Annotated in this window: 17 protein-coding genes; 6 read left to right on the forward strand and 11 right to left on the reverse strand. The window is 34.9% G+C overall.

Features of this window, described 5'->3' with window-relative positions; genetic code table 11:
• Positions 1–22 precede the first annotated feature (22 nt).
• Positions 23–2,230, reverse strand: a complete 2,208-nt coding sequence (locus AC51AA_RS14290; protein ID WP_500702902.1) for a TonB-dependent receptor — start codon at positions 2,228–2,230, stop codon at positions 23–25.
• A gap of 156 nt (positions 2,231–2,386) precedes the next feature.
• A complete protein-coding gene (locus tag AC51AA_RS14295) occupies positions 2,387–2,740 on the reverse strand; it encodes a hypothetical protein (RefSeq protein WP_500702903.1) in 354 nt (117 codons plus the stop codon).
• A gap of 220 nt (positions 2,741–2,960) precedes the next feature.
• Here AC51AA_RS14295 and AC51AA_RS14300 point away from each other — a divergent pair, with 220 nt between their 5' ends.
• The gene (locus AC51AA_RS14300; RefSeq protein WP_500702904.1) at positions 2,961–3,680 is read left to right on the forward strand and encodes a porin family protein; all 720 of its coding nucleotides are present in this window, start codon (positions 2,961–2,963) and stop codon (positions 3,678–3,680) included.
• Here AC51AA_RS14300 and AC51AA_RS14305 read toward each other — a convergent pair.
• Complete coding sequence (locus AC51AA_RS14305) at positions 3,675–4,280, reverse strand: hypothetical protein (protein WP_500702905.1); 606 nt, start codon at positions 4,278–4,280, stop codon at positions 3,675–3,677. The genes AC51AA_RS14300 and AC51AA_RS14305 overlap by 6 nt on opposite strands.
• Before the next feature lie 131 nt (positions 4,281–4,411).
• Between AC51AA_RS14305 and AC51AA_RS14310 the strand changes: the two genes are divergently transcribed.
• From AC51AA_RS14310 to AC51AA_RS14320, 3 genes are all read left to right on the forward strand, one after another.
• Positions 4,412–6,880 carry a bifunctional UDP-N-acetylmuramoyl-tripeptide:D-alanyl-D-alanine ligase/alanine racemase gene (locus tag AC51AA_RS14310; protein WP_500702906.1) on the forward strand — a complete coding sequence of 823 codons (2,469 nt, stop codon included), beginning with the start codon at positions 4,412–4,414 and terminating at the stop codon, positions 6,878–6,880.
• A gap of 69 nt (positions 6,881–6,949) precedes the next feature.
• Complete coding sequence (gene mscL, locus AC51AA_RS14315) at positions 6,950–7,363, forward strand: large conductance mechanosensitive channel protein MscL (protein ID WP_500702907.1); 414 nt, start codon at positions 6,950–6,952, stop codon at positions 7,361–7,363.
• 166 nt (positions 7,364–7,529) lie between these two features.
• Positions 7,530–8,519, forward strand: a complete 990-nt coding sequence (locus AC51AA_RS14320) for an aspartate-semialdehyde dehydrogenase (RefSeq protein WP_500702908.1) — start codon at positions 7,530–7,532, stop codon at positions 8,517–8,519.
• A 68-nt stretch (positions 8,520–8,587) separates the two neighbouring features.
• On the opposite strand, the gene AC51AA_RS14325 is transcribed toward AC51AA_RS14320, so the two are convergent.
• The 7 genes from AC51AA_RS14325 to AC51AA_RS14355 all read right to left on the reverse strand — a co-directional run bounded on the left by AC51AA_RS14325 (position 8,588) and on the right by AC51AA_RS14355 (position 15,998).
• Positions 8,588–8,905, reverse strand: coding sequence for a 2Fe-2S iron-sulfur cluster-binding family protein (locus tag AC51AA_RS14325; RefSeq protein WP_500702909.1), 318 nt, complete (start codon positions 8,903–8,905; stop codon positions 8,588–8,590).
• Positions 8,906–8,959: 54 nt separating this feature from the next.
• Positions 8,960–9,442: a hypothetical protein gene (locus tag AC51AA_RS14330; RefSeq protein ID WP_500702910.1), complete on the reverse strand. Its 483-nt coding sequence runs from the start codon at positions 9,440–9,442 to the stop codon at positions 8,960–8,962.
• Positions 9,443–9,655: 213 nt separating this feature from the next.
• A complete protein-coding gene (locus AC51AA_RS14335; protein ID WP_500702911.1) occupies positions 9,656–9,895 on the reverse strand; it encodes a NifU family protein in 240 nt (79 codons plus the stop codon).
• Between the two features lie 157 nt (positions 9,896–10,052).
• Positions 10,053–11,186 (reverse strand): Mrp/NBP35 family ATP-binding protein, encoded by a 1,134-nt coding sequence (locus AC51AA_RS14340; protein WP_500702912.1) that lies wholly within the window; start codon positions 11,184–11,186, stop codon positions 10,053–10,055.
• A 206-nt stretch (positions 11,187–11,392) separates the two neighbouring features.
• Positions 11,393–13,822 (reverse strand): ABC transporter permease, encoded by a 2,430-nt coding sequence (locus AC51AA_RS14345; RefSeq protein WP_500702913.1) that lies wholly within the window; start codon positions 13,820–13,822, stop codon positions 11,393–11,395.
• Positions 13,823–13,966: 144 nt separating this feature from the next.
• Positions 13,967–14,674: an ABC transporter ATP-binding protein gene (locus tag AC51AA_RS14350; RefSeq protein WP_500702914.1), complete on the reverse strand. Its 708-nt coding sequence runs from the start codon at positions 14,672–14,674 to the stop codon at positions 13,967–13,969.
• 79 nt (positions 14,675–14,753) lie between these two features.
• Complete coding sequence (locus AC51AA_RS14355) at positions 14,754–15,998, reverse strand: efflux RND transporter periplasmic adaptor subunit (protein WP_500702915.1); 1,245 nt, start codon at positions 15,996–15,998, stop codon at positions 14,754–14,756.
• A gap of 157 nt (positions 15,999–16,155) precedes the next feature.
• Between AC51AA_RS14355 and AC51AA_RS14360 the strand changes: the two genes are divergently transcribed.
• On the forward strand, positions 16,156–17,502 hold the full coding sequence (locus AC51AA_RS14360) for a sigma-54-dependent transcriptional regulator (RefSeq protein ID WP_500702916.1): 1,347 nt from the start codon (positions 16,156–16,158) through the stop codon (positions 17,500–17,502).
• A 2-nt stretch (positions 17,503–17,504) separates the two neighbouring features.
• Positions 17,505–18,839: a sensor histidine kinase gene (locus AC51AA_RS14365; protein ID WP_500702917.1), complete on the forward strand. Its 1,335-nt coding sequence runs from the start codon at positions 17,505–17,507 to the stop codon at positions 18,837–18,839.
• A 41-nt stretch (positions 18,840–18,880) separates the two neighbouring features.
• Here the strand turns inward: AC51AA_RS14365 and AC51AA_RS14370 are convergent, their stop codons facing one another.
• Positions 18,881–19,207 (reverse strand): MGMT family protein, encoded by a 327-nt coding sequence (locus AC51AA_RS14370; protein ID WP_500702918.1) that lies wholly within the window; start codon positions 19,205–19,207, stop codon positions 18,881–18,883.
• Positions 19,208–19,344 lie beyond the last annotated feature (137 nt).

The following is a 19,344-nucleotide window of genomic DNA, read 5'->3' on the forward strand; positions in this document are numbered from 1 at the left end:
GTTTTGTCTTTTAAAAGAAAACTTAGAGATTAAAATTCACTCCCAAAACAATATTTCTACCAATGTTTGGGATTCCATCTGTTTTTAATCTAGAAAGGTGTGCAATGTATTTCTTGTCAAGTAAATTGTTTCCATTCAAATTAACATCAAAAGAATGCTTTCCTAGTTTTACTGTTCCGCCAAATCCTAAGTTGACTAATGTATATCCTTTCGAGGCTGTTTCGAAACCGCTTACATTGTCTTGGTTAAAAGTTGAAGAAACGTTTAAGGTCGCAAATCCTTCTTCAAGCCATTTTTTAATTTTAAACTCAGTTCGGATTGTATTGTTCCAGTTATTAGCAGGAATTAAAGGAAGGTAGTCACCGTTTTGTTTTTCACCTGTTACGGTTTCAAAACTGGTTTCAAAATGCAACCAGTCAAGGGGGTGTGGATGAAAGTGTAGACCAACTTCTCCTCCAAATAATTTTGCGTTGTCTTGAATATAAGCAAAGACATCATTATTGTCTCGAATTTCTCCAGTTGGGGAGGTGTAGATATAATGGTTGATATGATTGTAAAAACCGTTTATAAAAAACTCAAAATGGGTATTTTTGTATTCTAAATTCAAATCAGTCTGAATGTTTTGTTCTGTTTTCAAAGTGCTATTTCCAATTTCATATCGATTGGTTCCTTCATGTACGCCATTTGAGGTTAATTCAGCTAAATTGGGCGCTCTAAATCCAGATGCTAAATTTAATCGAAGGGTAAAGTCTTCCCTTAGAGTGGTTTTGTATCCTAAAGAGGCATTAAAACTGTCGAATGATTTGTTTAGCGCTTCAAAATGCCCTTCTTCACCTTCTACTCCATGCGCTTCAGTGGTAATGTGTCTATTGTCAAAACGCAATCCAGCTTGTAGAACGCTGCTTTTCCATTCGTAATTAGCAGTTCCAAAAACACCAAAGTCATTTGTTATGGCATCTGGAATTAAAAATTCTTCTCCAAAATTGGTATTGGTTTGATGCATTCCTTGGACTCCCAAGATCGTTTCAAATTTGCCAAATTTTGGTAAGTGATACTTAGCGTTATAATTAAATGTATTGAGTTTCATTCGCAGAGAAGCATCGTTGCTGTCTTCAAATTCACTACGGTCATTGGCGATATAACCTAAATCAACATCTAGTTTCGAATTTTGAAAAAAGAAAATATTGTTTAAGCTCAGTAAATGATTAAAGATTCCTTGTCTTGGGAATTGGGTGTTTTTGCTAGAGGATTGTTCGCCAATTCCGTCTTCTGGAATTCCGATATCTAACTTATTATAATTGTATCTTAAAATGCTGGAGAAGCTACTGTTGCTGTACCCAATTCCTGTTTTAAAATCAGTTTCGTTATAACGTGAATTGGTCACACGATCGCCATCGGCTATTTTGTAATCAGAGTGAGTGTTGAAGCTTCCACGTGTTATAAACTTCCAGTTATCGGTTGATGTTTTTAATCCAATTGTTGAATTGCTTCCTTGTGTGTTGGTGAAATATTTTTGACCGAAGTTGGCTTTGAAGGTATGTGCGTCTGCAAATTTTTCCGGATTAAAATACAAAACTCCGCCCAAGGCATCAGAGCCGTATAATAAAGAAGCGGGGCCTTTGATGACTTCAACACTTTCTATTCCAGCATCATTTAAGCCTAAACCATGTTCGTCTCCAAATTGTTGGTTTTCTATGCGGACACCTTGTGAGTAAACGAGCACTCGATTACCACTAAGTCCTCTAATTACGGGTTTCCCAATGGAAGTTCCTGTTGAGATTTGAGAAACACCTGGTATGGTAGCCAGGCCTTCAATTAAAGTAGAGGTTCCTTTTTGCTGCAAGGTTTTGATGCTTTCATGCTCAACTTTCATTACATTTTGCGACTGTAATTTATTAAAAGGAGTGGAGACAATAACTTCGTCCATTTCAAAAATAGATTCGGCAAGTAGGATGTCTAAAACGTTTTGAGGTAACAACTTGTCAATAGTGGTGTTTTGAGTAGTGAATCCAACAAAAGTAAAAGCGAGTCTAAAACGTCCATTGGGAAGGTTTTTGAATTCGTATTTACCGTTTTGGTCTGTGGTTGTACCTTTGTGTAGTTCTGGTGCATAAACAGAAACTCCTGGTAAAGGGTGGTTTTGTAGATCAGTTACGGTTCCGGATACAGAATTTTGGGCTGAAACCAGGCCTGAAATCCCTATAATAAGGGCAAGGATTATTTTTTTCATAAGAAAATGATACTATAGTTAATTGTGGGTACATTCTTTGAATCAAAAAATAAAAGCATAGCCGAAGGTTCTGATCTGAAGATTTTCAATGCAGAAATGGGCCAACTTTTTAAATTAGATTAAAGAGGTATTAAATTTATTTCGGGTATTGCGAAACTAAGAAACTATAGTGGTAGGAGGGCCGCGTACTAAATAAGCACTTTTTGAAAATGAAATAACATTTTCAGAAATGGGAAAGAAATAGGGTATTTCTTTGTAGAAAGTGTGAAATTGAAAAGCAAAATTTTCAGGAACAACATAGGTTCCAAAAGCAAAATGACAGATATAACAAAGATCATAATTGTGATGTTGGTGGGTTATTTCGCCACTGGGGTCACTATAATCATGATGACATTGTTTCTCTGAAAGCTGCTTAATAATATGCTCATAACTGTGTATGGACTGAAACAATATTGAGAACAATACTGTAAGAGCCAAAGAAACACTTAATATGAGTTGCTTTTTTTTCATCCAAGGCAAAGGTATAAAAGATCAAAGGAAAATAGATTCATTTTGTGTATTGTCTTGTTGATTTCTTGAAAAAAAATCAGGAAATGGTTTTATTTCTCGTGAAAAAGAGAATAGTTGGTTTGTAATTACGTCTTGAACTAGCATTATATTATATTTGTAATTAAAATAAATCAACCTCAAAAACGTTTTCCTAAAAACCTCTTTAAAACCAAAATACGATATGCGAATACTTTTAAGCTGTTTATTTTTTGTGTCGTTTTTTAATGCTTTTTCGCAAGAAGAGATTAAATCGGAGATAAAGACTGAAATAAAACCAGTTGTTAAAATCGATTCTTTATATCGTGAGGATCAATTTTATTTTTCAGTTACCTATAATCTTTTGATGCAAGGGCCTACTGGCTTAAAGCAGGATAAATTCTCTGCAGGGCTTTCTGTGGGTTTTTTGCGAGATATGCCCATCAATAAAAGTAGAACATTTGCCATTGCAACGGGTTTGGGATTGAGTTATCAAAACTACTTCCAAAATCTAACTATTTCGAAAGGTCCAGATGGAGCTTTGATTTATGGTGTCAATGATTATGGGGAGTTTGAAACCAATAAGTACAGGCAATATTTAGTTGATCTTCCTATAGAGTTTAGATGGAGGAATTCTACCTATGAAAGTTATCGATTTTGGAGAATTTATGGTGGGATGAAAATGAGCTATGTAATATCTGACCGGTCTCTTTTGGATGATGGAGAAACAACTTATCGAATAAAGAATAACCCCGATATTAATAAATTGCAGTACGGGCTCTATATTTCTGCAGGATACAATACATGGAATGTATATGCATATTATGGCTTGAATTCGTTGTTTGACAAATCCGTTAAAACCGTATCAGGAGAAAGTATTGCGATGAAAACCATGAATGTTGGTTTGATTTTTTACATCCTATAACCATAGGAACAAGAAAAGGAGTTGTGGAAGTATGCCAATAAATAAACCGATAAGGAGCTCTTTGTTTGTATGGGCTTCCATTTCTAAGCGTGAGGAAGCTACAGCTCCAGTAAGCAAAATCATCAACGCTGCCCAATAAGGGTTGTGGATCTGCAAATGCATGTTTAAGCCGATGACAAAAACGGTAAACCCGCTAATAGCCATCAGATGTAAGCTGGCCTTGATTTTAAAAAGGGAACATATTAGAGCCAAAATAGTACTAAACAAAGCACCCATAAAAAAGAAATGAAGCTCGGGATATCGCATAATGACAATACTTCTTTTTAATAACAAAATATATAAAAAGCATTGTAAGATAAGGGGAATTCTACGCTGCGTATTCTCATGTATCATTACCGATTTTAAGTGTCCAGTCGAACGCAGTAACATGAAAAATAATATCGGAACTAAAACGGTAATGATCAGGATTTGAAACAATACATAATATTTTTCCTGATTTGTAAAAAGGTCAGCTTTATAGAAAAGATAAAATAAGGTAGCATACATCGATATGAAAATAGGATGTAAGATATAGGAGAATAAAGGCAAAACTCTTTTCAAAATGCTGTATTTTATGGTGTTCAACAAATATAATAAAATATAAATGCAGTTTTGCAAACGACTTTTTTTTTAAGAAATTCTCAACTCTTTTCTAGCTTTAAAGTTTTAAATTTGACAAAAGTAATTTTTAAATGAGCATAAACTTAAAAAGCCTTATCCCGATTCTAGACGCTGAGTGGATTGGCTCCAATACGGATATTTTGATTGATCATATTTCAATCGATAGTCGTTCACTACAAAATGGGTCACAATCTTTATTTTTTGCCTTGACCGGTATAAATAATGATGCTCATTCATATGTTCGTGAACTTATAGATAACGGAGTTCAGCATTTTGTTGTGCAGTATATTCCAGATAATTGTCAAGGTAAAGCGAATTTTTTGGTGGTAAAAAACACATTGGATGCTCTGCAAAGCTTCGCGAGTTATTACCGAGATCTTTTTAATTTGCCGATTATTGGATTGACCGGAAGTAATGGCAAAACTATAGTGAAAGAATGGCTTAACTTTTTATTAAGTCCAGACTATAATATTATTAGAAGCCCTAAAAGTTATAATTCTCAAGTCGGCGTTCCGCTGTCAGTGATTGCTATTAACGAAAAACATAATTTAGGCATTTTTGAGGCTGGAATTTCGACGGTAAACGAAATGGAGAAGCTGGAGAAAATGATTAAACCCAGTATAGGCGTTTTGACTAATATCGGATCTGCTCATGATGAAGGTTTTCAGAATTTAGAGCAGAAGGTGGAGGAGAAATTACGGCTTTTTAAAAAATCAAAGATTATTATTTATCAAAAAAATGAAATTGTCGATCTATGTTTGGCGGCTTTTGAGAAAGAATATCATTTGAAAGACAGGCGACTTTTTTCTTGGAGTTTTACAGATGAAGCTGCAGCTGTTTTTATTTTAAAAAAAGAAACTAAATCTGAGGTAACACGCATACAATATGTATACAATAGTGAAGTCTATGAATTAGAAATTCCCTTTAGTGACTCAGCTTCTATTGAAAACGCTATTTCCTGTTTGTTGGTTTTGTTGTATTTGGAGTATGATTTGGCTACAATTCAAAGCCGCATTCAAATGTTATATCCGGTAGAAATGCGTTTAGAAGTTAAAAACGGTATCCATAATTGTAGTATTATTGATGATAGTTATAGCTCGGATTTTCAATCGCTTAAAATCGCTTTGGACTTTTTGGAAAGTCAAAATAAGAATTCCTCTAAAACGGTGATTTTATCTGATATTTTTCAAAGTGGATTCTCAAATGAAGACTTATATACTAAAGTGGCTCAGCTTATCTTAGATAATAAAGTGAATCGCGTAATTGGAATTGGGAGTACTATTTCATCATTTAAGGATAAATTTTCTAATAGCTTGATGTTTAAAAGTACAGCCGACTTTATAGCTCATTTTGAAAGTCTCAATTTTGTAAGTGAAACGATTTTGATTAAAGGGGCTAGGTCTTTTCAGTTTGAAGAAATAGTAGCCTTGTTGGAAGAGAAAACACATGAGACTATCCTTGAGATCAATCTGAATTCGATTAGTCATAACTTAAATTTCTTTAAGTCAAAGTTGGCTCATAAGGTGAAATTGATGGTGATGGTTAAGGCCTTCGGATATGGTAATGGTGGTTTAGAAATAGCAAAGTTATTAGAACATCATAAGGTGGATTATTTAGGAGTGGCTTTCGCAGATGAAGGTATCTCGCTACGAAATGGAGGGATAAAATTACCGATTATGGTTTTAAATCCAGAATCTACGAGCTTTTCGTCCATAATTCAATATCAATTAGAGCCAGAAATTTACAGTATAAAAGGATTAAACGCTTTCTTGAAAATGGCTAGGGAAAAGAAGCTGAGCAATTTTCCAATTCATATAAAATTAGACACAGGAATGCATCGTTTGGGATTTGAAGAGAATACGATGGAGGATTTGATTGCCACTTTAAAAGGGAATACATCAGTGCGCGTAAAAAGTGTGTTGTCGCATTTGGCTACCAGTGACGAGCTAAAACATTACGATTTCGTTAAGTCTCAGATTAGTTTATTCGAAAGACTATCGTCAAAATTAATTAGTGAATTAGGTATAGACCCCATTAGGCACATTCTAAATACTTCTGGAATAAGTAATTTTCCTGGAGCGCAATACAATATGGTGCGATTGGGGATTGGTTTGTACGGGGTTTCTAATGATCCGGTAGAGCAAAAGTACCTAGAGAACGTTGGGACGTTAAAGTCAATTATTTCTCAAATTCGTGTGATTCCAAAGGGAGATACTGTGGGGTATGGAAGACGCTTTGAAGCTGGAAAAGTAACCAAAATAGCCACTATTCCCATTGGCTATGCCGATGGAATTTCCAGATTATGGGGTAATCAAGTGGGCTATGTTATGATCAAAAACCAAAAGGCAGCGATAGTGGGTAGTATTTGTATGGATATGTTGATGGTGGATGTAAGTGCTATAGATTGTAAAGAAGGAGATTCGGTTGTTATTTTTGGTGAGCGTCCGACGGTAACAGAAATGGCAAATGCCTTACATACAATTTCGTATGAAATTTTGACCAGCATTTCGCAAAGGGTAAAAAGAGTGTTTTTTAGATAATTATTTTATTATTTTTTTGTTAAAAATATTCTTATATTTGATTATGCGTTTAATTTAAAAATAGATACTATGGGATTTTTTGCTGATTTTAAGGCTTCTTTAATGAAGGGTGATGTGCTAAGTTTAGCTACTGCTGTAGTTATTGGTGGGGCATTTGGGAAAATTGTTGGTTCTGCTGTAGACGATATTATTATGCCGATTGTCGGTTTGCTGACAGGAGGTATAGATTTTACTCAGAAGTTTATTACGCTCGATGGGAACACCTATGTAAATTTAGCAGCAGCTAAGGCGGCAGGAGCGGCTACGATCACTTATGGAAATTTGGTTCAGGCCATAATCAATTTCGTGATTATTTCACTTTTTGTATTTATTGTATTGAGAGCGGCTGAAAAAGCTAAGAAAAAAGAAGTTGTTGTTGCGGCTCCAACGGGACCAACTCAAGAAGAGTTACTTACACAAATTAGAGATTTACTTAAAAAGTAATTCTGTTGGATTATATTGAATTGAACCGTTTCTTGAGTGAAGCGGTTTTTTTTGCTTTTGTTTAATTTGTAACATTTTGTTATTTTTTGTTAACCGCCTTGTTTTGTTTTATATTATGTATACTTTTGCATTGTAATTTAGATTAATTCATACTAAAAATATAAAAATGAGAATAGCGGTTGTAGGTGCCACTGGTATGGTTGGCGAGGTAATGCTGAAAGTATTAGCGGAAAGAAACTTTCCTGTAACAGAATTGATTCCTGTTGCCTCTGAGCGATCAGTAGGAAAAGAAATTGAATATAACGGTAAAAAATATAAAGTAGTTGGCATGCAAACTGCGGTGGATATGAAAGCGGATATTGCACTTTTTTCTGCCGGTGGAGATACTTCATTAGAGTGGGCGCCGAAATTTGCAGCTGCTGGAACAACCGTAATCGATAATTCTTCAGCTTGGAGAATGGATCCTACAAAAAAACTAGTAGTACCAGAGATCAATGCTTCATCGTTGACTAAAGAAGATAAAATTATTGCAAACCCAAATTGCTCAACTATTCAAATGGTGTTGACTTTGGCTCCATTGCATAGAAAATACAACATTAAAAGAGTTATTGTTTCTACTTATCAATCGATTACTGGAACAGGAGTTAAAGCGGTAAGACAGTTGGAAAATGAATACGCTGGCGTTCAAGGTGACATGGCTTATAAATACCCAATTCACCGTAATGCTATTCCACATTGCGATAGTTTTGAAGAAAACGGTTATACTAAAGAAGAAATGAAATTAGTACGTGAGACTCAAAAAATCCTAGGTGACAATACCATTAGAGTAACGGCGACTGCTGTTCGTGTACCCGTTGTTGGAGGACATAGTGAAGCAGTAAATGTGGAGTTTACCAATGATTTCGATGTAAATGAAGTTCGTGAAATTTTACACCATACAGATGGAATTGTAGTTCAAGATAATTTGGATACCTTTACTTATCCAATGCCTCTTTATGCAGAAGGTAAAAATGATGTTTTTGTTGGAAGAATCCGTCGTGACGAAAGCCAACCCAATACGTTAAACATGTGGATTGTTGCGGACAATTTAAGAAAAGGTGCTGCGACAAATACGATTCAAATTGCAGAATATTTGATAGCTGCTAATTTGGTTTAAAAAGTAGTTAATAAGAATTGTTATAAAAGAAAAAAGCGAGAAATTAAATTTTCTCGCTTTTTTTATATTTAGTATTCTGGGGCTAGTTCTAGTTCTAATCCTTCTAATGCTGTAGTGATTGGAATTTGACAGCCTAATCGACTGTTGGACTTAACGTAAAACGCTTCAGAAAGCATGGCTTCTTCATCATCTCCCATTTCAGGTAAGGCGATATCATTCAAAACATAACACTGGCAAGAGGCACACATGGCCATTCCTCCACAGGTTCCTTCAACAGGAAGTTCGTATGCTTTGCATAGCTCCATTATGTTCATTGCCATATCCGTAGGAGCTTGTAACTCGTGTATAACTCCTTCTCGATCTTTAATCTTTATTAATACATCCATTTTATTACTTGGAATTTTGCTGATTAGGATTTGATAACGTGATAAATCCTTAGGTTAACTATTTTTTAAACTAAATGCGTATTCTTTTCTATTACTATCCTTGAGGTGCATCTTTACTCCAAGTATGTTGCCATTCTTTTCTAATAATGTTATTATTGCTTTTACGGAATAATAATCTTTTTCAGATTGGAAGGTTAAAAGGCCTTCGTAGGTTGAATTTACGACTCCTTGTTTATTGGTTTGAGTCGTTATTTTTACGGGATGAGTAAAATCTGCGGTACTATAAGTAGCTTTGTTTGCAAACTGTCCTCTTCCTTGTGAAAAGTCATATAAAAAGTCATAATTGCCTATTTTTAAACTGCCTTCTTCACCGTTGTTAGGAATGATAAATACGATTTGTCCTGAGTATTCAAAATTCCCCCATTCTTCCGCTTGACTGACCCAGGCTTTATCAACTACCAGGGTTTGTGAAGCTTGTTGCGCATAATTTATAGAAACAGTAAAGAGCAATAAAAACAAAGCGTAATAATTCTTCATAGGTTTAAGGTTTTTGGGGTTATGTTACAAATTTAAGTTAAATAAGTAATAATTCCTTAGCAAAAACTCTTAAATCTTTTTAGTCTTTTCTGCTGAATTAACAAAAAAGATGCTTTGTTTATGTTGTTTTTTAAATTCTATCTGTCAAATTATCCAAAGAGCTATTATTCTTGTTCTTTCGATGGTTCTAATAGCAAATCAAATAATTGGTCTTTATAGAATGTTTACCACTGTTTCAATTTGTGGCGCATATTTTTTTATTGTTGTTTCAACTCCTGCTTTTAGAGTCATTTGGTTTACGCTGCAGCTAATGCATGCGCCTTCAAGACGAACTTTAACATGTTTATCGTCTTCTATTGAAATTAACGTAATATCTCCTCCATCAGAATTTAAAAAAGGTCTGATTTCTTCTAAAGCCAATAATACGTTAGTTGTTAATTCTTCTGTTGTCATAATTTATGGTGTCAATTGGAGAAAATGTCAATTGGAGAAAATATCCATTAGATCAGTAGGATTGGTGTTTATTGGGAGTTTTTAAACGCTCCACTTTAAGTCAAAAGCTACTGATCTAATTTTTAGATTATCGAACTGTTCTCATTATCTCAATTATCTAATTTTTCTTTACTGCTGAACAACCTGCCATTGTTGTGATTTTGATGGCTTCGGTAGCGGGTAAACTGTCATTTCTGTTTACTACTTCTTGTACAACATTTCGAGTTATTTCTTCAAAAACTTTCTCAATTGGTGAGGCTGTTTGTAAAGCTGCTGGACGACCGTAATCTCCTGCTTCGCGAATAGATTGTACGATTGGAACTTCTCCTAAGAAAGGAACATTTAAATCTTCAGCAAGGTTTTTTGCTCCTTCTTGTCCAAAGATATAGTATTTGTTTTCAGGAAGTTCTTCTGGTGTAAAGTAAGCCATATTTTCGATAATACCTAAAACAGGTACATTGATGTTGTCTTGCATAAACATCGCAACTCCTTTTTTAGCATCGGCTAGAGCCACTGCTTGAGGCGTACTTACTACTACAGCTCCTGTAATTGGTAACGATTGCATAATCGAGAGGTGAATGTCTCCAGTTCCAGGAGGTAAATCGATTAACATAAAATCTAATTCTCCCCAATCTGCATCAAAAATCATTTGATTTAAAGCTTTAGCAGCCATTGGACCTCTCCAAATTACCGCTTGGCTTGGAGCCGTAAAAAATCCGATTGAAAGTATTTTGATATCGTAACTTTCAATTGGTTTCATTTTAGATTTTCCATCAACGGTAATCGAAATTGGTTTTTCATTTTCGACATCAAACATTATCGGCATAGAAGGTCCGTAAATGTCAGCATCAAGAACACCAACTGCAAATCCCATTTTTGCTAAAGTAACGGCTAAATTTGCAGTTACTGTAGATTTTCCAACACCACCTTTACCAGAAGCAACGGCAATGATGTTTTTGATTCCAGGGATGGCTTTTCCTTTTATTTCGTTAGGATTTTCCTTAGTTTCGACTTTAATGTTTACTTTGATTTTTGCTTCAGGAGATACCAATTCATGGATTGTTTTTTTGATATCATCTTCAGCTCTTTTTTTAATATGCATTGCTGGTGTGTGTAAAAGTAAATCTACCACAACTTCATCGCCAAAAGTAATTACATTGGCAACAGCGCCGCTTTCAACCATATTTTTTCCTTCTCCAGCTATAGTGATTGTTTCTAGAGCTTTAAGAATTTCTTTTCTGTCTAATTTCATTTTAATGGAGTGTTTTCTAATGAACGAAATCAAATTCTGTATTATATTTATTTAAACTGATTTCAGACTACAAATATAACGGATTATGTTCGTATTTTAATGATTTTGAATTGTATTTCTTGATGGTAGAATTGAGGAAGTAGATCGACAAAAGAAACCCGACCCATTTTGATAATGGATCGGGCTAAAAAAAATGGTCTACAAGTTTATTCGTATTTTAAATATTTTAAGATGTCGATTTTAGTCACTTGATAGGCTTTTGTTAGAACAATTAGTAAAGTTAAAGTCATGAGTGAAACTAAGGCTATGGCAAAGGGGTACAATGAAACGTTAATTCTAAAAGCGAAATCTTCAAGCCACTTTTGCAGTAAAATATAAGCAGGAATAATGCCAATTACAAAACCCATTAAGCAAAAAAGCACATATTGTTTGGATAGCTCTTTCAGCAGTATATCTGTTTCAGCTCCTAATGTTTTTCGGATGGCAATTTCTTTTAGTCGTCTCTCCATAGAGAAAGAAGCTAAGGCGAATAATCCAAAAATGGCAATAATGATCACCACCAGATTTAAGATGAAAAACAAATCTTTCTGTTTTACCTGTGCTTCGTAGGTTTTCGCAAATCCCTTGTTGACAAATTCATAATCAAAAGGATAATCGGCATTGATGTTTTTCTCCCAATAGATTTTTAGTTTGGCGAGGGTTTCTGTTAAATTAGTAGGGGAGATTTTTACGTAAACATTGTCAAAATTATTCCATTTTAAAGTTTTCACATTGACAAAAACCATAGGCGGAACTTTATTTTGAAGCCCTGTAATATGAAAGTCTTTCACCACGCCTACCACTTTGAATTTCAGGTTTCCTTTTTCATCTCCCCAGCCTGAAGATATAATGGTGTTGATGGGGTTTTTAAGTCCTAGTGTTTTGGCAAGCGTTTCATTGATTAGCCAGTTGCTAATGGTATCCGAGGCATATTCTGGAGATAAATCCCGTCCTTTAACCAGCTTGATTTTCATCATTTCCAAAAAGCCAAAATCCATTTCGACATTACGGGGTTGTACAAAAACACCGTTGTGTGTAAAACCGGAACTAGAATTGGTACTGTTTCCAAAAGAACCTGCAAAAGTAGATACATCTTGAACCCCTGATAATTTAAGCAGTTCTTGTTTGGTGGTATAGTATTTTTTTATTTTTTTGGTTCTGTCTGCAGATTTGAAAGGAATTCTAATGACCTGATCACCACTAAAACCAAGGTCTTTATTCATCATATAGGAAACCTGTGAGTTAACAATTAAAGCGCCGATGATAAAAAAGGCAGCAATGCCAAATTGAAAAATCAACATGGAGTTTCGAATCCAAATGCCCCTTTTGCTTCTCGAAAAATTTCCTTTTAAAACTTTTAAGGTCTCAAAATTGGAGATGTAAATGGCTGGGAATATACCTGCCAGAACGATTACTAATCCAAATATAAAAATAAGTTGCCCGTAAAATTCACCGCCATTCATGGTCAACGATTTCTTGAGGAAGTTGTTGTAATAGGGTAAAGAAAGTTCAACTATTGCCAAAGCAAAAAGAATGGCTAAGGTTACAATAATGGCTGTTTCAAATATAAACTGACTAATGATTTGTATTTTACTTGCTCCTACTATTTTGCGGACACCCACTTCTTTGGCGCGTTTTATAGCAGACGCTGTTGCTAAATTGATATAGTTGACTAGGGATAAAATCAGTATCAAAATAGACAAACCAACCATGATGTAAAGTAGTTGTAGGTTGCCCTTTCCTTCAGGGAAATTATAGCCACTGGACGTTTTTGTACCGTGTAAACGTGCTTGGTCCAGCTGATCCAAAATCACTGTGATTTCCCCGTTTTCCTTTACGTATTGTTCAGGTGTTTGGCCATTTGCTTTAGCATCTTTTAAAGTTCGATTGACGTAGTTTACGTTTTGCATCTTCTTTAATACGGACTCCATATTAGCTCCTTTTTTGGTTTTAATCATCAAAGTGTAATTGAAGTTCCCCCAAATATTCAGATCATCCTCGCGCAAGAGACCGCCAAAGACATAGTTGGGCTCAATAGAAGAGGGTTTGATAATTTTGTACACCGATTTTACAACATAAGGTTTGTTGTCATTGATTAGGATTTTTCCAATAGGATCTTCATTTTTGAAAATTAGTTTGGCTTCATCTTCTGAGATGGCGACACTGTTTTTTTCTTTCAGTATATCTTTTTTAGCTCCCTTTACAATGGGAAATGGGAAGGTGTCGAAGAAATCGTAATCTGCGACGATTATTTTCTTACCCATCCATTTTTGATTTTGATACTTGATCACATCTTCGTAATACCAGCCATCATAAAAGCAAATGGACTCGATTTCAGGAATAGTGGCTTTACAGGTTATACCAAAAGGAATAGAGCTTGAGGCCCAAATATCACCAGTGGCGCCAATTTTATTGAGTACTTGGTACACATTTTCTCTTTCCGGATTCCATTTGTCGTAGGCATTTTCATTGTTCCAGTATAAAATGGCGAAAATTACCCCGGCGATTCCAATGCTTAATCCTAGTATATTTAAAAACGAAAACAATTTGTTTTGCTTTAAGTGATATACAAATATTTTAAACCAGTTAAAAATCATTGTTTATTTTTTATAGTTAATAGTTGGTTTGGCTACTTCTGAGTGTTTTAAAAACGACTTAGTGATTAGATAATTGACAATACTTTGCAAACAAATCCGATCAGAATTGTAATTGCGGTTATAATAAATTTGATCATTGTGAAATTATTTAGCGTCCATAAAAACATCTACATTTCTCTGATTTAATTTCTCGGAGAATATGACACCATCTTTCATATGAATGGTCTTTTGTGAAAAAGAAGCATCATAATCAGAGTGGGTTACCATCAAAATCGTGGCGCCTTTGGCGTGTAAATCGGTCAAAAGTTCCATTACTTCATTACCATTTTTACTATCTAAATTTCCAGTAGGTTCATCAGCTAAAATAATTTTAGGATCGTTTACCAATGCTCTTGCAACGGCAACTCTTTGTTGTTGACCACCTGAGAGTTGTTGCGGAAAATGTTTTAATCGATGCGAAATATTTAGTTTTTCAGCAATGGCTTCTATTTTTTGCTTTCTAACTGCTGCTTTTACATTGTTGTAAAGCAAAGGCAATTCGATATTGTCATAAACAGAGAGCTCATCAATTAGATTAAAATTCTGAAAAATGAAGCCTATGTTTTCTTTGCGAACAACAGCTCTTCCCTTTTCTTTTAGAGCGATCATTTCTTGATCTAATAGTTTGTAACTTCCGTCAGAGGCACTGTCCAAGAGTCCAATAATATTTAGTAAAGTCGATTTTCCACAACCAGAAGGTCCCATGATGGTTAAAAAATCTCCTTTTTTAATTTGTAGCGTTATACCACTTAAAGCGGAGGTTTCTACTTCTTCTGTTCTAAAAACTTTGGTTAAATTTTGAATAGTTATCATAGTTCTAAAATGTTAGTGGTTTGTAATTATGTTTTTTGATTGATGATTGATCGTTGTTATTTGAAAATGTGGACTAAGATTAGTTGGGGCTTATTGAAAGTTCCTGAATGTCTTTATAGTCGGAATACGATGAGGTAATCACCGATTCGCCCTCTTTTAATCCTTCAAGAACTTCATAGTACGAAGGGTTTTCTCTTCCTAACTTGATGTTTCTTTTTTCAGCTTTATTGCCTTTGACTACAAATATCCATTTTCCTGCCGTTTCTTGGTTGAAGCTTCCTTTAGGGACAACTAAGGTTTTGTTTTTTTCTGATAATATTAGTTTTACCCCAAAACTTAATCCGTCTTGTAAGGCAATGTTTTCCTTAGATGTAAAAGCCAATTCAACTATGAAATGACCATTTTTAACTTCTGGAATTACTTTTGTTACTCGGACTTCAAGATTTTTTCCTTTAAATTCAACTTGTCCTTTTAAATCCTCTCTCACTTTTTCTAAATAGAACTCATCCACTTCAGCAATAAGTTTATAGCCTTGTTTGGAGTCTATTTTACCAATGCTTTCTCCAGCTTGAAATGTTTTACCTAAAACAGGTTGAAAGGAAGTTAATCGGCCTGATTCGGGAGCAGTAATTAAAAAGTTTTTTTTATTGTCTCTCAAAATATCCAAACTTTTTTCCATGGTTTGAATGGAGTGGTTGATTTGTGAAATTTGAATTTGGTTGGTTTGTTTTTCTTTTTGAATACTCTGCTGAATGCTCTTTTTTCTTTCTTCTTGAAAGCGCAAACTTTCTTTAAAGGTATTCCAGTCATTTTTGGAAATTACTTCTTTGTCAAATAATTTCGCGTTCATATCGTACAGTCTTTTGGCGTCGTTATAATCGTGTTCAATCAAGACCAAATCTTTGTTTAAATTTAATTCCTGATTTCGAATGTTTAGTTTTCCTGTATTCAAATTATTGATTTGTTCAATAATGGCCGTTTCCTGAGTTAGATAATTGAGTTCGGTATTTGGGTTGTATAAGCGTGCAAGGGATTGACCTTTACTAACCATGGCGCCGTTTTCTACGAAAATCTCTTTTACAGATCCTCCTTCAGTAATGTTGACCAGCATGACATTCAAAGGTTCTACTTTAGCCTGAAAGACAACGAAATCTTCAAAATAGGCTTTCTCAATTTTCTGAACACTTAGTTCTTCGGCTTTGACATTTAAGCTTCTTTTGGTGCTAAAGGAAAAAAAGAAGATAGTAGCCAAAGCTAAAAAAACGCCAATTGCTATTGTGAGATATCTAAATTTTCTATTTTTACGAGGAATTATGGTGTCCATTTTTTTAATAATTTACTGATAGTCAATAGGTAAATACTGTGCCATAAAATTCATTATTCGTAAAGCATTGAGTTTAAAGAAGCTTTGAAAATCATTCAGATAAGGACTGTTCGATAATGAACAGTTGAGCGTTCGGAATCGAACAAAAAAAGACAGCATGCGAAAAAAACAAGCCCAAATATTGATTGTTGATGACCAAGAAGAAATTCTTTTTTCAGCGAAAATGATTCTCAAAAAACATTTTGAAACTATTTTCACGACCAATAATCCTAAAAAAATCATTTCTCTTTTAAATGAGAATGAAATCAATGTGGTTTTATTGGATATGAATTACCGTATTGGTTTTGAAGATGGACGCGAAGGAATTCATTGGCTTAAAGAAATAAAAACACTTTCTCCCCAGACTGTTGTGATTTTAATGACGGCCTTTGGTAAAATTGATACGGCCGTTGAGGGTATAAAAATAGGCGCTTTTGACTATGTTTTAAAACCTTGGCAGAACGAAAAGTTACTAGAAACTATTGATAAAGCTGTAGGTGAAAGTCGAAAAAAAGCAAAAAAGGTAGAGGTGCTAGAGACTGAGAAAAGGTACTTTGTGGGTACTTCTCCTAAGATAAAACAGGCCTATTCCATGGCAGAGAAAGTGGCGAAAACCGATGCGAATGTTTTGGTTTTAGGTGAGAATGGAACAGGGAAATATGTTTTTGCCGAGTTTATTCATCAAAATTCTCAGCGGAAGAATCAATCTTTTGTACATGTTGATTTAGGATCTTTAAGTGATAGTTTGTTTGAAAGTGAGCTTTTTGGATATGCAAAAGGCGCTTTTACTGATGCTAAAACAGATACCGCTGGAAGATTCGAAACAGCAGCTAATGGTACGATATTTCTGGATGAAATCGGGAATATCCCCCTTCATCTGCAGGCGAAATTGTTACATGTGCTACAAACGAAAACGGTTACGCGCTTAGGGGAGAGCAAAGCAAGGCCTTTAAATGTTCGGATTATTGCCGCTACCAACAGTGATATAAAGGCTGAGGTTAAAAATAAGACATTCCGCGAAGATTTGTTGTATCGTATCAATACCATGGAAATTCATTTGCCCTCATTAAGGGAACGAAAAGATGATATTGTGCCAATGGCTCACTTTATTCTAGATCAGGTCGCTGAAAAATACCAACAGGAAAATTGCCAGTTTGAACAGAACGTAGGGCCATATCTGGAAAAATATCCTTGGAACGGGAATATTAGAGAAATGGAAAACAAAATTGAGCGTGCTTTGATTTTGGCGGATAACAATGTTATCTCTCTAATGAATTTGGATATTCTTAACTTCGAAGAGCTGCAAGAAAATGATGAAAATCCGTTGTCTGAATTGGAAAAAGCGGCTATTGAAAAGTCGTTGTTTAGGCATAACGGAAATATTAGTAAGACAGCGGAAGAGTTGGGTTTGTCAAGAGCAGCGCTATACAGAAGGATTGAAAAATATGATTTAAAAAGCAACTAATAATGAAAAACTGGAAGTTTTATAACGCTTTGTACGTAAGGGTTTTATTGGTGGTATTCCTTTTTTTTACTAGCGTTTTTTTGATCTACAAAACGTTTTATTACAATGCTCTTTTAGCGGGGTTTTCTATGGTTTTAGTTTTGATTGAGATGTATTCTTTTATAAAACATCAATTTTTATTTTACGATAAAACCTTGCAGGCCATACTACACAATGATTTTACGACGAATTTTTCCGAAGAAAATAAAAAGAATAACTTCAAAAATTTGCACCTGCTGTACGATGCTTTAAAGCTGAGGCAACAAGAGCAGACCTCAAAAGAACTGGTTTATCAGTCGATTTTAAATAATATCGATACGGCCATTATTATCTTAGAAAAAGAAAAGGAAGAGTCACAGTGGAATGTCTTTTTAATGAACGATTGTTTTTCGAGCCTATTTAAAGTGCCTAAAATTAGTCAGTGGAAATACCTTAGAAATTACTTGCCTTCGCTTTGTGATGAAATAGAGCATATGGATTTCAAGGAGGTAAAGTCAGCTATATCTATTAAAATAGAGGAGCAGGATCTACAGACGTTTATGCTGCAGACTTCTCGGACCACAACCTATAACAAAGAGTATTTTATTGTGCTGCTGGATAGTATTCAGCGCGTTATTGAGAAAAAGGAAAAAGAGGCCTGGATTAATCTGATGAAAATTATTTCGCATGAATTGATGAATTCCTTAACACCAATTCGTGCATTGTCGCAGAATTTATTGCAAATTGTTGATCAGGAAAAGCTGGAAGAGGATGATTTTGATGATATAAAAAGTAGTATTTCAACGATTATCAATCGAAGTGATCACTTGCAGGTTTTTGTTGAAAATTATAGAAAGTTGGCTATGTTGCCAACACCAACTAAGATCTTGACACCCATAAATGCGCTTTTTGATGATTGTTTGCGAATTATGGGGCCCATTTTAAAAGCTGAAAATATTGAGTTGATCAATGAGATTAATAGCTCGCGTTCCATTTTGATTGATAAGAATCAGATGGAACAAGTAATGATTAATTTGATTACCAATAGTGTTTATGCCTTGCAGGGAAAAAGTGAAAATAAACAGCTGTTCTTATCTTCGTATGCAGAGAATAATCGTTTTTTTATGACGATTTCGGATAATGGAAAAGGAATCGATCCAGAGATTAGGGATAAGGTTTTTTTACCTTTTTTTACCACACGTAAAGATGGTGCAGGAATTGGATTGACGCTTTCTAAGAATATTGTGGAGGCTCATGGTGGTTATTTAAGTTATCAAACAGCTAGTGATAGAACTAATTTTGTGATTTGTTTGATTTAGTTGACGATCACTTAAGTTGGTTGGATGTGCTGTAAAACTCTTTAGGCTTGGACTGGAGGAGTCCAAAAGTGTTTGTCGAAATCCATAATTTGATTGTTGATTACTTCAATGCCTTCGCTTTCTAGGAGCTGCTGCATTAAATTGGTGCCGTCAAAATGATGCTTTCCAGTTAAAAGACCTTTTCGGTTTACGACTCTATGCGCCGGTATGTCTTCTAAGTCATGAGCAGCGTTCATGGCCCAGCCGACCATTCGGGCAGAGCGTGCGGTTCCTAATGCTTTTGCGATGGCACCATATGACGTTACTTTGCCGTAGGGGATTTGCCGGGCAATATGGTACACTTTTTCAAAAAAATTATCTTCAGCCATAGCGTAGTTTTTGACACAAATTAAAGAGAGCTTATTTGGAGCTTATTGTAAAGGTGGAAACCGCTTGTATTGAATGTGGTTTAATCACTAGCATAAAGTTACTGAACCTTTTCTTTTTATTTTTTGTTGATTTACGA

It is taken from the genome of Flavobacterium sp. OHVDL-2026-0007, assembly GCF_059882335.1.

What these genes read in the sequence shown, in the direction of transcription:
- AC51AA_RS14350 (WP_500702914.1), bottom strand. Translation starts at nt 14,674, where the DNA reads ATGATAACTATTCAAAATTTAACCAAAGTTTTTAGAACAGAAGAAGTA.
- AC51AA_RS14355 (WP_500702915.1), bottom strand. Translation starts at nt 15,998, where the DNA reads ATGGACACCATAATTCCTCGTAAAAATAGAAAATTTAGATATCTCACA.
- mscL (WP_500702907.1), top strand. Translation starts at nt 6,950, where the DNA reads ATGGGATTTTTTGCTGATTTTAAGGCTTCTTTAATGAAGGGTGATGTG.
- AC51AA_RS14370 (WP_500702918.1), bottom strand. Translation starts at nt 19,207, where the DNA reads ATGGCTGAAGATAATTTTTTTGAAAAAGTGTACCATATTGCCCGGCAA.
- AC51AA_RS14330 (WP_500702910.1), bottom strand. Translation starts at nt 9,442, where the DNA reads ATGAAGAATTATTACGCTTTGTTTTTATTGCTCTTTACTGTTTCTATA.
- AC51AA_RS14365 (WP_500702917.1), top strand. Translation starts at nt 17,505, where the DNA reads ATGAAAAACTGGAAGTTTTATAACGCTTTGTACGTAAGGGTTTTATTG.
- AC51AA_RS14295 (WP_500702903.1), bottom strand. Translation starts at nt 2,740, where the DNA reads ATGAAAAAAAAGCAACTCATATTAAGTGTTTCTTTGGCTCTTACAGTA.
- AC51AA_RS14360 (WP_500702916.1), top strand. Translation starts at nt 16,156, where the DNA reads ATGCGAAAAAAACAAGCCCAAATATTGATTGTTGATGACCAAGAAGAA.
- AC51AA_RS14300 (WP_500702904.1), top strand. Translation starts at nt 2,961, where the DNA reads ATGCGAATACTTTTAAGCTGTTTATTTTTTGTGTCGTTTTTTAATGCT.
- AC51AA_RS14345 (WP_500702913.1), bottom strand. Translation starts at nt 13,822, where the DNA reads ATGATTTTTAACTGGTTTAAAATATTTGTATATCACTTAAAGCAAAAC.
- AC51AA_RS14340 (WP_500702912.1), bottom strand. Translation starts at nt 11,186, where the DNA reads ATGAAATTAGACAGAAAAGAAATTCTTAAAGCTCTAGAAACAATCACT.
- AC51AA_RS14335 (WP_500702911.1), bottom strand. Translation starts at nt 9,895, where the DNA reads ATGACAACAGAAGAATTAACAACTAACGTATTATTGGCTTTAGAAGAA.
- AC51AA_RS14310 (WP_500702906.1), top strand. Translation starts at nt 4,412, where the DNA reads ATGAGCATAAACTTAAAAAGCCTTATCCCGATTCTAGACGCTGAGTGG.
- AC51AA_RS14325 (WP_500702909.1), bottom strand. Translation starts at nt 8,905, where the DNA reads ATGGATGTATTAATAAAGATTAAAGATCGAGAAGGAGTTATACACGAG.
- AC51AA_RS14320 (WP_500702908.1), top strand. Translation starts at nt 7,530, where the DNA reads ATGAGAATAGCGGTTGTAGGTGCCACTGGTATGGTTGGCGAGGTAATG.
- AC51AA_RS14290 (WP_500702902.1), bottom strand. Translation starts at nt 2,230, where the DNA reads ATGAAAAAAATAATCCTTGCCCTTATTATAGGGATTTCAGGCCTGGTT.